Genomic DNA, 13,631 nt, shown 5'->3' with positions numbered 1-13,631 from the left:
GAGCGGCCGAACTTCCGGCGTCAAGAGTCGGGACCGACCAGCCGCAGCAGGGCCCGCAGCGCCGGGGCATCGCTCGTCCCGCGCCAGACGGCGTGCACCTCGACCAGATCCGGAGCCGGCCCGGCGACGTCCAGGAACTCCAGCCGCGGCAGCCGCAGCACCGCGGCGGAGCGCGGGACCAGCGCCACCCCGAGACCCGCGTCGACCAGCGCGAGCAGGCTGTGGACCTGCGCCATCTGCTGGACGAAGCGCGGCACCACGCCCGCGTCCCGGAAGACCGTGATGACCAGCTCGTAGAAGTACCGGGCCTCCACCGGCGCGTACGTGACGATGTCGTGCTCGGCGATGTCGGCCGGCCTCGGCGTGCGGCCGAGCGCGGTGAGCGGATGCCCGCGCGGTACGGCCAGGACCAGCGGCTCGGCATGCACCAGCCGCGCGCTCAGCACGTCCGATCGCGCGACGCCGCGCGCCAGCCCGACATCGATCTCCCCGGCCATCAGCGCGTCCACCTGCGCCCGGGTCACCATCTCGGACAGCACCAGATCGACGTCGGGCAGGTGCTCGCGGGCCGCCGCGATCCACCGGCCCAGCACCGCCAGCGCCGACATCGCCGTGAAGGCGATCCGCACCGTGCCGCTGGTCCCCTCGGCGCTGCGGCGCGCCATCAGCACCGCCGCGTCGGCCTGGCTGAGCAGCCGGCGCGCCTCGACGAGGAAGGCGCGCCCGGCATGCGTCGGCGTGGCACCGTGCGCGGTACGCACCAGCAGCGGGACGCCGACGGCCCGTTCGAGCTTCTGCATCTGGCGGCTGAGCGGGGGCTGCGTCATCCGCAGCCGGTCGGCCGCCCGGCCGAAGTGGCCCTCCTCCGCGACGGCGACGAAGCCGCGCAACTGATCCAGCGTGTACGTCACCATGCCCACCCCACCCTTCCTCGTGTGATGCACGAAAGGTATCAGTGCATGCCATATCCAACTTGGACACGCATGATGCCCGGTCCCTAGCCTGACGGCATCTCCCCCCGCCCCCCGATCCTGGAGTCAGAGCACATGACGCGATTCACCCACGACGAACTGAAATCCGCGCTCGGTGCCGGGCTGCTGTCGTTCCCGGTGACCCATCTGACGGCCGGCCTCGGCTTCGACGAGGGACCGTACCGCGAGCACATCGGCTGGCTCGGGCAGCGTCCGGCCGCCGGGCTGTTCGCGGCGGGCGGCACCGGCGAGTTCTTCTCGCTCACCCCCGCCGAGGTGGGACAGGTCGTCCGCGCCGCCGTCGGCGAGGCGCCCGAGGGCATGCCGATCATCGCCCCGGCCGGGTACGGCACCGCGCTGGCCGCCGAGATGGCCCGCGACGCCGAGGCCGCCGGCGCCGACGCGGTCCTGCTGCTGCCGCCGTACCTGACCGAGGCGAGCCAGGACGGCCTGCGCGCGCACGTCCGCGCGGTCTGCGCCGCCACCTCGCTCGGCGTGATCGTCTACCACCGCGCCAACGCCGTGTACACGGTGGACACCGTCGCCCGGCTCGCCGAGGAGTGCCCCAACTTCATCGGCTTCAAGGACGGCATCGGCGACATCGAGCTGATGTCCCGCCTGTACGCCACGCTCGGCGAATCGCTGCTGTACGTCGGCGGGCTGCCCACCGCGGAGACCTACGCGCTGCCGTACCTCGAACTCGGCGTCACGACGTACTCCTCGGCGATGTTCAACTTCGCGCCGGACTTCGCGATCGGCTTCTACCAGGCGGTCCGCGCCCAGGACCGGGCGGCGGTGTACGGCAAGCTCGCCGATTTCGTGCTGCCCTACCTCGACATCCGCAACCGGAACACCGGGTACGCCGTGTCGATCGTCAAGGCGGGAATGACCGCGATCGGCCGCCCGGCCGGCCCGGTCCGGCCGCCGCTGACCGATCTGAACGCCGCCGAACTGGCCGACCTCACCGCCCTGATCGAGAAGGCGGCCAGGTGAGCGGCCCCGAGACCGCCCTGCACGCGGTCGATCCCCGTACCGGCGAACGGCTCGAGCCCGGCTACGAGGCCGCGGGGCCGCAGGACGTGGATGGCGCCTGCGAGCTGGCCTGGCAGGCGTTCGGCACGTACCGCCGCACCGGGCTCAAGGCCCGCGCCGCGTTCCTCGACACCATCGCGGACCGCATCGAGGCCCTGGGTGACGTCCTGGTCGAGCGCGTCGTCGCCGAGACCGGCATCCCCCGGGCCCGGGTGGAGGGCGAGCGCGCCCGGACCTGCAACCAGCTGCGACTGTTCGCGCAGGTCGTCCGCAGTGGCGACTGGCTCGGTGCCCGCATCGATCCGGCCCTGCCGGAGCGTACGCCGCTGCCCCGTCCCGACCTGCGCCGCCGCCAGGTACCGCTCGGCCCGGTCGCGGTGTTCGGGGCGAGCAACTTCCCCCTGGCCTTCTCGGTCGCGGGTGGCGACACCGCCTCCGCCCTCGCCGCCGGTGCCCCGGTCGTGGTGAAGGCCCACCCGGCACACCCCGGAACGAGCGAGCTGGTCGGCCGCGCCGTACGCGAAGCCGTCCAGGAGCACGGCCTTCCCGAGGGCACCTTCTCCCTGCTGCACGGCGCCGGGCACGAGATCGGGACGCGGCTGGTCACCCATCCGCGCATCGCGGCCGTCGGGTTCACCGGGTCGCGACGCGGCGGGCTCGCGCTCGTCGCGGCTGCCGCCGCACGGCCCGTACCGATCCCGGTGTACGCGGAGATGTCCAGCGTGAACCCGGTGTTCCTGCTGCCCGGAGCCCTCCGGGACGGCGGCGCCGACCTCGGCCGGGCCTTCGTCGCCTCCCTGTCCATCGGCGCGGGGCAGCTGTGCACCAGTCCCGGCCTCGTGTTCCTCGTCGGGGACGGGAGCGACGCGTTCATCGAGGCCGCGTCCGCCGCGGTCGCCGCCGCTCCGCCCGCGCCGATGCTGACCGCCGGCATCCGTACCGCCTACGACGCCGGGACCGCCAGGCTGGCCGGGACGGACGGCGTACGGACGCTGGCCCGCGGCCTGGACGATCCCGAGATCGCGTCCCCGTGCGTCGCCGGGCTCTTCCTCACCGACGACGCGACCTTCCTCGCCCACTCCTTCCTCCAGGACGAGGTCTTCGGAGCCTCCTCGCTGCTCGTGCGGGTCGCGGACGCGGACCGGCTGGCGGAGATCATCGGCTCGCTCGAAGGCCAGCTCACCGCGACCGTGCACGCCGCGCCCGGCGACCACGCGCTCGCGGGCGAGTTGCTGCCCGCCCTCGAGACGCTGGCCGGGCGGGTCCTGTTCAACGGCTGGCCCACCGGTGTCGAGGTCGGCGACGCGATCGTGCACGGCGGCCCGTTCCCCGCGACCTCCGCGCCGGCCACCACCTCCGTCGGTACGTCGGCGATCGAGCGCTTCCTGCGCCCGGTCAGCTACCAGAACGTGCCGGACGGCCTGCTCCCGGAAGAGTTGCGCGACGGCGACCCGCTCGGCGTACCGCGCCGGGTCGACGGCAAGCCGGTATGAGCGGCTCTCCTCGCATCACCGACATGCGGGTCGTGCCGGTCGCGGGCCGCGACAGCATGCTGCTCAACCTGAGCGGCGCGCACGCTCCGTTCTTCACCCGCACCATCGTCCTGCTCACCGACTCCGACGGCCGGACCGGCGTGGGCGAGGTGCCGGGCGGGGCGGGGATCGTCCGTACGCTCCGCGAGTCCCGCGACCTGGTCACCGGCCGTCCCGTCGCCACCCGCCTCGCGATCCTGGAATCGGTACGGCGGCGCTTCGCCGATCGCGACGCGGCCGGACGCGGCGCGCAGACGTTCGACCTTCGCACCACCGTCCATGCCGTGACCGCGATCGAGTCGGCCCTGCTCGACCTGCTCGGGCAGTACCTGGAGATCCCGGTCGCGGACCTGCTGGGCTCCGGGCGGCAGCGCGACCGCGTCCCGGTGCTCGGCTACCTCTTCTTCATCGGCGACCGGAACCGCACGGACCTGCCCTACCGGTCAGGGGACGGCGACGGCTGGTTCCGCCTGCGCGCCGAGGAGGCGCTGACGCCCGAGGCCGTCGTCGCGCTCGCCGAGGCGGCCCGGGAACGGTACGGATTCGCCGACTTCAAGCTCAAGGGCGGCGTCCTGCCGGGAGAGGAGGAGGCCGCGACGGTGACGGCGCTCGCCGAACGCTTCCCCGGCGCCCGCGTCACCCTCGACCCGAACGGCGCCTGGCCCCTGGACCAGGCGATCGAGCTGGGCCGGAGGCTGCGCGACGTGCTGGCGTACGCCGAGGACCCGTGCGGTGCCGAGGGCGGCTACTCCGCCCGAGAGACGATGGCGGAGTTCCGGCGGGCGACCGGCCTGCGCACGGCCACCAACATGGTGGCGACCGACTGGCGCGAGCTGGGCCACGCGATCACCGCCGGCGCGGTCGACATCCCGCTGGCGGACCCGCACTTCTGGACGATGGACGGCTCGGTACGGGTCGCGCAGCTGTGCGACGCCTGGGGGCTGACCTGGGGCTCGCACTCCAACAACCACTTCGACGTCTCGCTGGCGATGATCACCCATGTCGCGGCCGCCGCCCCCGGCACCATCACGGCCGTGGACACGCACTGGATCTGGCAGGACGGCCAGCGCCTCACCACCGCCCCGTACGAGATCACCGACGGCCATCTGACCCTGCCCGACCGGCCGGGCCTCGGCATCGAGATCGATCCCGAGCGGCTGGAGGAGGCGCACCGGCTGTATGTGAACGAGGGGCTGGGCGGCCGCGACGACGCCGCCCAGATGGGGTATCTCGTCCCGGGCTGGACGTTCGACCCCAAGCTTCCCGCCCTCGACCGGCGCTGAGGCTCGAACCGACACCCATGCTCGATCGACGCCATGGCTCCACGATGAACAGGAGACAACCTTGAACCGCGTGCTCCAGGTCGGACCGCTGCTGCCGTCCCTTCACCGGAACCTGCGCGAGGCGTACGACACCGTCCTGCTCGACGAGCAGCCGTCCGGCCACCTCGACGAGCACGGCGCGGACTACGCGGCCGTGGTGACCACCGCGCGGTACGGCGTCGGCCGGGAGCTGATGGACCGGCTGCCCCGGCTGAAGGTGATCGTGAACTTCGGCGTCGGGTACGACACGACCGACGTCGGCCGGGCCGCCGAGCGCGGGATCGCGGTGAGCAACACGCCCGACGTGCTGAACGACTGCGTCGCCGACACCGCCGTCGGCGGGCTGATCGACGTGATGCGGCGGTTCGCGGCGGCCGACCGGTTCGTCCGGCGCGGTGACTGGGCGCGCGGTCCGTTCCCGCTGGCCACCAAGGTCAGCGGCAAGCGGGTCGGCATCCTCGGCCTCGGCCGGATCGGCCGGGCCATCGCCCGCCGGCTGGAGGGCTTCGACATGGAGATCTCCTATCACTCCCGCTCGCGCGTGGACGGCGTGCCGTACGGCTACGCCGAGTCGCCGGAGAAGCTCGCCGCCTGGAGCGACGCCCTGATCGTCGCGGCCTCCGGCGGGCCCGGCACGCGCGGCCTGGTCTCGGCCGGGGTCCTGGACGCGCTCGGCCCCGAGGGCTACCTGGTCAACGTCGCGCGCGGCAGCGTCGTCGACGAGCCCGCCCTGGTGGCGGCGCTGACCGGCGGCCGGCTCGCCGGAGCCGCGCTCGACGTCTTCGCCGACGAGCCGAACGTCCCCTCGCCCCTGCTCGGCCTGGACTCGGTCCTGCTGCTGCCGCACATCGCCAGCGCCACCCGCGAGACCCGCGAGGCGATGGGCGAGCTCGCGTTCCGGAACCTGCGGAGCTTCCTGGAGAACGGGACGCTGGTCAGCCCGGTCCCGGCTCCATGACCTCCGGGCCGCCGTTCCAGTTCAAGATGCGCAGGGACAGGTCGGCGTAGGCGCGCGCGATCTGGTCGGGCTTGCGGCGGCGCTGCGCCGGGTACCAGCGGGCCACGTCGATCGCCAGCGACATGATCGCCAGCTCGCCGGTCGGGACCGCCGCCGCGTCGAACCGGCCGGTCCGTACCCCGTCCTCGATCGCCTCCCGCAGGACGGCCTCGGTACGGCGGCGCAGGGCGCTGATCTCGCGGCGGTGGCCCGGCGCGAGCGAGGTGTGCTCGTACTGGAGGATCCGGGCGATCGTGCAGTGCTCGGCGTGCCAGCGGACCAGGGCCGTGACGATGGCGTGGACCCGCGCGACCGGGTCGTACGAGGACGCCGCCGCGTCCCGGACGATCTCCAGGGTGAGCTCGTGCCCGGTCTTGCTGATCTGGTAGAGCAGGTCCTCCTTGGCGGGGAAGTGCATGTACATGGCCGCGGGGCTCAGCCCGGCCCGCGCGGCGACGGCCCTGGTCGAGGTGCCGTGGTAGCCGTGCTCCCCGATGACCTCCACCGCCGCGCGGAACAGCCGCCTGGCGCTCTCGGGCCGCTTGGCCCAGGCCCGCTCGACCGCCGCCGCCGAAGCCCCGTCGCCGGGGGCGGTCACGTCGCGGTCAGGCCGCCATCGACCGGAATCACCGTTCCCGTGACGAAGGCGCCCGCCCGGCTCGACAGGTAGACGGCGGCACCGGCCATGTCGTCGGGACGGCCGATGCGGCGCACCGGCACGGTGGCGGCGATGGCGTCGCCGAACGCCTCCAGCGTGGCGGCCATCATCTTGGACTCGAACGGACCGGGAGCGACCGCGTTCACCGTGATCGCCTGGGGGCCCAGTTCCTTGGCCAGCACCCGGGTGAGCTGGTGCAGCCCGGCCTTGCTCGCGGTGTAGGAGTAGCGCTCGCCGGGCGTCATGATCCCGTCGATGGAGCCGATGTTGATCACGCGCGCCGGGTCGTCGGGGGTCGCGGCCTTGCGCAGCAGCGGCAGCAGGGCCCGGGTCAGGTAGAACGGCGCCTTGAGGTTGAGGTCGACGACCTTGTCCCACGCGTGCGCGGGGAACTCCTCCAGCGGCGCGCCCCAGGTGGCCCCGGCGTTGTTCACCAGGATGTGCAGGGAGTCCTCCCGGCCCGCGACGGCCTCGGCCAGGCCCAGGCAGCCCTCTTCGGTGCTGACGTTGGCCGGAATGGGGATCGCGGTGCCGTACTGGGACAGCTCCTCGGCGGCCTGCTCGCACGCCTCGGCCTTGCGGGAGCTCACGTACACCTTGCCCGCGCCCGCCTCGAGCAGACCCCGCGCGATCATCAGCCCGATGCCTCGGGTACCACCGGTGACCAGCGCGGTCTTGCCCGCGAGGCTGAACAGATCCGTCATCGTGAGGCCTTTCCGAGGATTAAGCGGCCGCTTAGCGATCGAGAACGCCTAGCAAGCTAGGCGCGGCACGGACCGCCTGTCAACGCACCAAGATCACCCGGGGCGCTGGGCCAGGACGGTGTAGTGCGGGTCGGTGGCGCTGGTACGGCCCGCCTCGAAGACGCCGAAGCGGGTGCAGGCGGAGCCTGCGAGGAGGGCGGCGCCGCACAGCGCGGCACCCCTGCGGGAACGTCCGGCCCGGGTGACGGTCCCCACGGCACCGGCAACGGTGAGGAACTGCGCGGCGCGCATGAGATGGCCCGCCTTGCCGCTGCGGTACGGCTCGGCCTGCGGGCCGAGGCGCCGGCGCATGAGGCGGAAGGCCCCCATTTCGAGGGCTGTGCCGAGCGCGGCGGTGGCTCGGGCCGGGGCGGTCTCCCGTACGGGGGCCGCCAGCAGGCCCAGGCCCGCGGCCGCGGCAGCGCCGGAGCCGACGAACAGGAACGGCATCTCGCGGTGCGCCTCATGCCAGGCGGGCACGGCCGTGTCGGAGATCAGGACCGCTGTGTACGAGGCCACGGCGGCGCCCGTCAGGGCCGACCAGCCGGTGGCCGCGCGGCCGACCCTGCGGAACAGGCCGCCCTCGCAGAGCAGGGTGCTGATGTCGGTGACGGCGGCGATCCCGGCGGCGGGGCCGTACGCCATCAGGATCCAGGAGCCCATGCTCATCGGCGAGCTGGGCTTGAAGACGCGCAGCATGTTGATGAACCGCGCGGGGCGGCCGAGGTCGTGGATCAGGGCCGCGGTGGACAGCCCGATCGCGGTCAGGCCGCCGATCTTGCCCGCTCGGGCCAGCGCCGGGCGTCCGGTGAACTCGGCCCCGGCGGCCAGCGCCGAGGCACCCCCGGCCAGGCCGCCCAGGAACAGGTAGCTCGCGATGTCGCGGGCCTTCCAGGTGGGCGCCTTGATGATGGGCCTGCCGTAGTACGAGCCGAACTCGGCCTCCGGGACGACCGTCCGCTCGCCTTTGCGACGGCGGCGGTGCGGACGTTCCAGCCCGCCCTTGGCCCCGGGTACGGCCTCACGGCCGGGACGCTGGTTCTGTACGCCCTCTCGGGTGACCTCTGCCTCGCTCAACGCTTCCTCCTGGTCGCGAGATAGGCCGTGGCGACTCCGCCTAGGAGTGTCAGGGCCGCCGCACCCGCGTGACGCCACATGGAACCGAGGTCATGGGTGGTGACGACCGGGTGGGGAGGAAGGCCGTAGACCTCTGGCTCGTCCAAGAGGAGGAAGAACGCTCCGTCCCCGCCGACTCCGTCGTTGGGGTCGTGCCCATAGAGGCGGGCGTCCTCGACTCCTGCGTCGTGGAGCTGTTCCACTCTCGTGGCGGCGCGTTCCCTTAGCTCGTCCAAGGGGCCGTACTGAATGGAGTCGGTGGGGCACGCCTTCGCGCACGCGGGCTCCATGCCGTCCGAGATGCGGTCATAGCACATCGTGCATTTCCAGACGCGGCCGTCGTCCTTGCGCTGGTCGATGACTCCGTACGGGCAGGCCGGTACGCAGTAGCCGCAGCCGTTGCAGATGTCCTCCTGCACCACCACCGTGCCGAATTCCGTACGGAACAGCGAGCCGGTGGGGCACACGTCAAGGCAGGCGGCATGCGTGCAGTGCTTGCACACGTCCGAGGCCATCAGCCAACGGAACTCGCCACGATCCTCGCCATCGGCCGCTTCGCCTTGGGCCGCGGCCTCCGCCGTCAGGCCGAGCAGGTCCACATCGCTGTAATCGCCATGCTCGACGCCCGGGTCCTGCATGCCCAGGGGCTTGCGTTGCTCGATGAACGCGACATGCCGCCAGCTGTCGGCGCCGAGCCCCTGGGTGTTGTCGTACGACATGCCGGTGAACGTGAGCCCGTCCTCCGGTATGGCGTTCCACTCCTTGCACGCCACCTCGCACGCCTTGCAGCCGATGCAGACGGAGGTATCGGTGAAGAATCCCATCCGGGGCGGGTGGCCGACGTGTCCCGCATCGCCCGCGACGTCCGCCAGCGGTCCGGAGAAGCGCCCCATCGTCATACCTCCATGCCTGTGTCGGCGTGAATCCCCGCTCTGCGCTGGTAGTCGAGCACCAGCTCGGGCAGGCCGGGACCGCGTGGACGGCGTCCGGCCCGGATATCGGCGGACAGCGCCTTGACCTCTTGGATGTGCACGTTGGGATCGAGCGAGATACCGGACAGCTCGTTGGCCGCGTCGCCCGTGCTGTAGCCGTTGGGTCCCCAGTGGTAGGGCAACCCGATCTGATGGACCGTACGGCCCTGCACCTTCAGCGGCGCCATACGGTCGGTCACCATCACACGCGCCTCGATGGCGTTGCGTGCGGTCACGATGGTCGCCCAGCCACCGTGTTCCAGATCCCGTTCCGCGGCCAGTTCGGGTGAGATCTCGCAGAAGAACTCGGGTTGCAGCTCGGCCAGGTAGGGCGTCCAGCGGCTCATGCCCCCTGCGGTGAAGTGCTCGGTGAGCCGGTACGTGGTGACGACGTACGGGAAGACCTCCGCCCCCGGCTCCGAACCGCTGGGGTGCATCCGGTTGTGCTGCCTGGGGAAGGTGTTCCGTACGGGATTGCGCTGCTGCCCGTACAGCGGGTTGTCGAACGGCGAATCCTGCGGCTCGTAGTGAGTCGGCATGGGGCCGTCCACCAGACCGGCCGGAGCGAACAGCCATCCCTTACCGTCCGCCTGCAAGATGAACGGGTCGTCGCCCGCCAGTGCGGACGGCCCAGTGGAATCGGCTTCCGGCCTGAAGGACGGATCCTTGCCGGCCGGGAAATCGGGATTGTCGTGCCCGGTCCACTTGCGCTGCTCGGCGTCCCACCAGACCAGCGCCTTCTTCTCGCTCCAGGGCCGGCCACTGGCATCGGCGGACGCCCTGTTGTAGAGGATGCGCCGGTTGGACGGCCACGCCCACGCCCACTCCGCCGCGATCCAGTCCTGCTCCGAGGACGGCTTGCGGCGCGCGGCCTGGTTGACGCCGTCGGCGTAGACCCCGCAGTAGATCCAGCAGCCGCACGACGTGGACCCGTCGTCCTTGAGCTGGTCGTACGACGACAGATGGTCCCCGTTGGCGTCGAACCCGTTGATCTCGGCCAGCACCGCGTTCGCCGACGGCTCGTCATGCGGCCCTTCGACCGGGTAGTCCCAGGTCAGGTCCAGGACGGGACGGTCGCGCTCGTCCGTCGAGCCCGCGATCCGCTCCCTGATGATGCGGCCCAGGTGGTACATGAACCACAGGTCGCTCCGGCAGTCGCCCTCCGGATGGACGGCCGGGTGGTGCCATTGCAGGGTCCGGTTGGTGTTGGTGAAGCTGCCTTCCTTCTCGGTGTGGGAGGCCGCCGGGAAGAAGAAGACCTCGGTTCCGATGTCCCCGGTCCTGAGTTCCCCGGTCTCGATCTCCGGGCCGTCCTTCCACCAGGTGGCGCTTTCGATGAGGGAGAAGTCCCGGACGACGAGCCAGTCCAGATTGGCCATCCCGAGCCGCTGCACCTTGGCGTTGGCCGACCCCACCGCCGGGTTCTCCCCCATGAGGAAGTAGCCCTTGCACGTGCCGTCCATCTGGGCGAGGGCCGTCTCGTACGTACTGTGGCTTCCGGTCAGGCGGGGCAGGTAGTCGAAGCAGTAGTCGTTGTCGGCGGTCGCCTTGTCGCCCCACCACGCTTTCAGCAGGCTCACCACGTACTGGCGCATGTTGCCCCAGTAGCCCTTCTGGGCGGAATCGGCCGCGACGAAATCCTCCAGCGTCTGGCCCCGATGGGCGTGCGGCATGGGAATGTAGCCCGGCAGCAGGTCGAACAGGGTCGGGATGTCGCTCGATCCCTGAATGGACGCGTGCCCGCGCAGCGCCTGGATTCCTCCGCCGGGACGCCCGATGTTCCCGAGCAGCAATTGCAGGATGGAGGCCGTACGGATGTACTGCGAGCCCACCGTGTGCTGCGTCCAGCCCACCGCATAGGCGAACGCGCTCGTACGGTCGGGCCCGGAATTGCGTACCAGCGCATCGCAGACCTTGGCGAACAGTTCCGGCGGCACACCGCAGGTCCTCTCCACCATCTCGGGCGTGTAGCGGGCGAAGTGCCGCTTGAGGACCTGGAACACGCAACGCGGATGCTGCAAGGTCTCGTCGACGTGCGGCTTGCCCTTGCCCAGAGCGGCGCCGCCGGCCCCGTGGGTCTCGCCCCGGCCGGACTCCTTGACCGAGGCCTCGTCCCTCTCCATGCGGTCCCGGGTACGGCGGTCGTAGTCCAGGTCACGCTTGCCGGAGGCCGCGACCACGTCCAGGCCCTCGTACCGCCAGGTGTCCAGGTCGTAGTGCCGCGTCTCCGCGTCCAGCCCGGAGAACACCCCGTCGAGATCCTCGGTGTCGCGGAAGTCCTCGCGCAGGATCGTCGACGCGTTCGTGAAGCTGAGCACGTAGTCGCGGAAGTACGACTCCGTCGTCAGCACATGGTTGATGATGCCGCCCAGGAAGGCGATATCGGATCCCGCGCGAATGGGCACGTAGACATCGCTGACCGCACTCGTCCGGGTGAAGCGCGGATCCACATGGATGACCGTGGCGCCCCGGGCCTTGGCCTCCATCACCCACTGGAACCCGACCGGATGCGCCTCGGCGAAGTTCGATCCCTGGATGACGATGCAGTCGGAGTTCTGCAGATCCTGCATGAACGTCGTCGCGCCGCCCCGGCCGAACGAGGTCCCCAGTCCGGCCACCGTCGCGCTGTGGCACACCCGCGCCTGGTTCTCCACCTGCACCACACCGAGCGCCGTGTGGAGCTTCTTGATGAGGTAGTTCTCCTCATTGTCCAGCGTCGCGCCGCCCAGGCTGGCGATTCCGAGAGTGCGCCGTACCCTGGCGTCCTCGGCCTCCCATTCCCAGGTGCTCGCCCTCGTCTCCAGGACACGCTCGGCCACCATTCCCATGGCCGTGTCGAGGTCGAGCTCCTCCCACTCCGTCCCGTACGGCGGCCGGTACAGCACCGAACGTTCGCGGGCGGACCCGGTCGTCAGCTGCAGCGTCGCCGATCCTTTGGGGCAGAGCCGCCCCCTGCTGATCGGCGAGTCCGGATCACCCTCGACCTGGACGACCTTCTCGTCCTTGACGTACACCTGCTGGCCGCAGCCCACGGCGCAGTAGGGACAGACCGACTTCACCACGCGGTCGGCCGTCGACACCCGCGGTCTCAGCCCGGCGGTATGCGCCGACTCCACCGCCGCCCCGCGGCCGAGCCGGTCGTCACCCGTCACCTGCTTGTAGACGGGCCATCCTTCGATCCACGTCCGCACACCCACGAGCGCTCCCTCCCCGGTCGGGCACTACCCGGGACGAGCGCTTGAAACATCAGTAGTCGAACCAGCCCGACAGCTTCGCGCCGAACATCATGTCGCCGGTGAGCTGGATCTTTCCGCTGGTGAACGCGGTCACGGCGTTCAGCCGGCCGGCGCACACCCGGAGCAGATCGGGCACCGAGATCTTGAGCGAGACGTTCGCTCCGCTGTAGGCGCCGCGCTCGCCCTTGGCCGCGCCGTCGCGGATCTCGACGTGGTACGTGAACACCCCCGAGGGCGTCCGCACGTTCCACTGCACGATGCCCGCCTCGTCCTTCGCGCGCTCGGGGACGAACCGCTCCCCCATGAGCGCGAACACCCGGTCGAGGATCCGGGTGGGCCCGGCCGCCTCCACGAACTCCTCGATCCGGGCGTCGTCCATCCCCGGCCCGTCCAGCAGCTCGCGCAGCACTTCGGGCCCGTCGATCGCGTCGAGGAACTTCTGCAGCTCCTCGGCATTGTCGAGATCCGGGATCACGGTCATGTCGGCGTCCTCTCGTCCGGTTGGCTCAGCCGTCCAGTAGCACGAAATCCCACCGAAAATGACCCGCCGGCCGTAAGAGCCAAACCAACAAGGCGCCGCCCGCCCTTTAGCAAAGCGGCACAACTACCCGGAGGAGCGACTACCCAGAAAGGTTGAGTCGCCGTACTCAGGCGCCCGGCCCGGCCAGTCCGCACACTCGGACCATGACCCCTCCGAACCAGCAGCCCGCGAGTACCGCCGCGTTCTTCGCCCAGGCCATCATCTCGTTCGCCGTCTCCAGTATCGCCGTGGCGGTCGGCGTCGCCTATCTGCCCGTGGAGACCTGGGTCCGCGCGTTCCTGGCCCTCGGCATGCTGTACGTGATCACGTCCACGTTCACGCTCGCCAAATGCGTCCGGGACAAGCAGGAGACCCAGGAGATCAGCAGCCGCGTCGACAAGGCGCGCCTCGACAAGCTCCTCAGCGAGCACGACCCGTACGCGCCGCCGCCCATGTGAAGGACGCGTGCCCGCGTGAAGGACCCGTGTCCGCCCTCGGGGAAGCGGGGTGGTGGCGGGTGGCCTCGCGTCATC

12 protein-coding genes are annotated in these 13,631 nt (G+C 71.2%); 5 read left to right on the top strand and 7 right to left on the bottom strand.

What is annotated here, in order from left to right; translation table 11 throughout:
* Positions 1 to 20: 20 nt before the first annotated feature.
* A complete protein-coding gene (locus ACH34Q_RS30600) occupies positions 21 to 914 on the bottom strand; it encodes a LysR family transcriptional regulator (protein WP_395986565.1) in 894 nt (297 codons plus the stop codon).
* 132 nt (positions 915 to 1,046) lie between these two features.
* On the opposite strand from ACH34Q_RS30600, the gene kdgD reads away from it, so the two are divergent.
* From kdgD to ACH34Q_RS30580, 4 genes are all read left to right on the top strand, one after another.
* Positions 1,047 to 1,964 (top strand): 5-dehydro-4-deoxyglucarate dehydratase, encoded by a 918-nt coding sequence (gene kdgD / locus ACH34Q_RS30595; protein ID WP_395986564.1) that lies wholly within the window; start codon positions 1,047 to 1,049, stop codon positions 1,962 to 1,964.
* Entirely contained in the window at positions 1,961 to 3,496 is a 1,536-nt protein-coding gene (locus ACH34Q_RS30590) for an aldehyde dehydrogenase (NADP(+)) (RefSeq protein WP_395986563.1), read from the top strand. The genes kdgD and ACH34Q_RS30590 overlap by 4 nt, the downstream gene beginning before the upstream one ends.
* Positions 3,493 to 4,818, top strand: a complete 1,326-nt coding sequence (locus ACH34Q_RS30585) for an enolase C-terminal domain-like protein (protein ID WP_395986562.1) — start codon at positions 3,493 to 3,495, stop codon at positions 4,816 to 4,818. The genes ACH34Q_RS30590 and ACH34Q_RS30585 overlap by 4 nt, the downstream gene beginning before the upstream one ends.
* A gap of 70 nt (positions 4,819 to 4,888) precedes the next feature.
* Entirely contained in the window at positions 4,889 to 5,815 is a 927-nt protein-coding gene (locus ACH34Q_RS30580; protein ID WP_395986661.1) for a 2-hydroxyacid dehydrogenase, read from the top strand.
* On the opposite strand, the gene ACH34Q_RS30575 is transcribed toward ACH34Q_RS30580, so the two are convergent.
* The 6 genes from ACH34Q_RS30575 to ACH34Q_RS30550 all read right to left on the bottom strand — a co-directional run bounded on the left by ACH34Q_RS30575 (position 5,793) and on the right by ACH34Q_RS30550 (position 13,059).
* Complete coding sequence (locus ACH34Q_RS30575; protein ID WP_395986561.1) at positions 5,793 to 6,452, bottom strand: TetR/AcrR family transcriptional regulator; 660 nt, start codon at positions 6,450 to 6,452, stop codon at positions 5,793 to 5,795. The genes ACH34Q_RS30580 and ACH34Q_RS30575 overlap by 23 nt on opposite strands.
* Positions 6,449 to 7,216 carry an SDR family oxidoreductase gene (locus ACH34Q_RS30570; protein WP_395986560.1) on the bottom strand — a complete coding sequence of 256 codons (768 nt, stop codon included), beginning with the start codon at positions 7,214 to 7,216 and terminating at the stop codon, positions 6,449 to 6,451. The genes ACH34Q_RS30575 and ACH34Q_RS30570 overlap by 4 nt, the downstream gene beginning before the upstream one ends.
* A gap of 93 nt (positions 7,217 to 7,309) precedes the next feature.
* Entirely contained in the window at positions 7,310 to 8,332 is a 1,023-nt protein-coding gene (gene nrfD, locus ACH34Q_RS30565) for an NrfD/PsrC family molybdoenzyme membrane anchor subunit (protein WP_395986559.1), read from the bottom strand.
* Positions 8,329 to 9,195: a 4Fe-4S dicluster domain-containing protein gene (locus ACH34Q_RS30560; protein ID WP_395986660.1), complete on the bottom strand. Its 867-nt coding sequence runs from the start codon at positions 9,193 to 9,195 to the stop codon at positions 8,329 to 8,331. The genes nrfD and ACH34Q_RS30560 overlap by 4 nt, the downstream gene beginning before the upstream one ends.
* A gap of 71 nt (positions 9,196 to 9,266) precedes the next feature.
* Complete coding sequence (gene fdh / locus ACH34Q_RS30555; RefSeq protein ID WP_395986558.1) at positions 9,267 to 12,539, bottom strand: formate dehydrogenase; 3,273 nt, start codon at positions 12,537 to 12,539, stop codon at positions 9,267 to 9,269.
* A gap of 49 nt (positions 12,540 to 12,588) precedes the next feature.
* Positions 12,589 to 13,059 (bottom strand): SCP2 sterol-binding domain-containing protein, encoded by a 471-nt coding sequence (locus tag ACH34Q_RS30550; protein WP_395986557.1) that lies wholly within the window; start codon positions 13,057 to 13,059, stop codon positions 12,589 to 12,591.
* A gap of 203 nt (positions 13,060 to 13,262) precedes the next feature.
* Between ACH34Q_RS30550 and ACH34Q_RS30545 the strand changes: the two genes are divergently transcribed.
* On the top strand, positions 13,263 to 13,556 hold the full coding sequence (locus ACH34Q_RS30545; protein ID WP_395986556.1) for a YiaA/YiaB family inner membrane protein: 294 nt from the start codon (positions 13,263 to 13,265) through the stop codon (positions 13,554 to 13,556).
* Positions 13,557 to 13,631: the final 75 nt, after the last annotated feature.

It is taken from the genome of Actinomadura sp. 9N407 (assembly GCF_044326315.1).
Classification (GTDB): Bacteria; Actinomycetota; Actinomycetes; order Streptosporangiales; family Streptosporangiaceae; genus Spirillospora.
This window is presented reverse-complemented; position numbering and strand designations above follow the sequence as displayed.

Excerpts from the sequence above, each read along its gene's own strand:
- ACH34Q_RS30545 (WP_395986556.1), top strand. The coding sequence starts at position 13,263 with ATGACCCCTCCGAACCAGCAGCCCGCGAGTACCGCCGCGTTCTTCGCC.
- ACH34Q_RS30585 (WP_395986562.1), top strand. The coding sequence starts at position 3,493 with ATGAGCGGCTCTCCTCGCATCACCGACATGCGGGTCGTGCCGGTCGCG.
- ACH34Q_RS30600 (WP_395986565.1), bottom strand. The coding sequence starts at position 914 with ATGGTGACGTACACGCTGGATCAGTTGCGCGGCTTCGTCGCCGTCGCG.
- ACH34Q_RS30550 (WP_395986557.1), bottom strand. The coding sequence starts at position 13,059 with ATGACCGTGATCCCGGATCTCGACAATGCCGAGGAGCTGCAGAAGTTC.
- ACH34Q_RS30570 (WP_395986560.1), bottom strand. The coding sequence starts at position 7,216 with ATGACGGATCTGTTCAGCCTCGCGGGCAAGACCGCGCTGGTCACCGGT.
- kdgD (WP_395986564.1), top strand. The coding sequence starts at position 1,047 with ATGACGCGATTCACCCACGACGAACTGAAATCCGCGCTCGGTGCCGGG.
- ACH34Q_RS30560 (WP_395986660.1), bottom strand. The coding sequence starts at position 9,195 with ATGGGATTCTTCACCGATACCTCCGTCTGCATCGGCTGCAAGGCGTGC.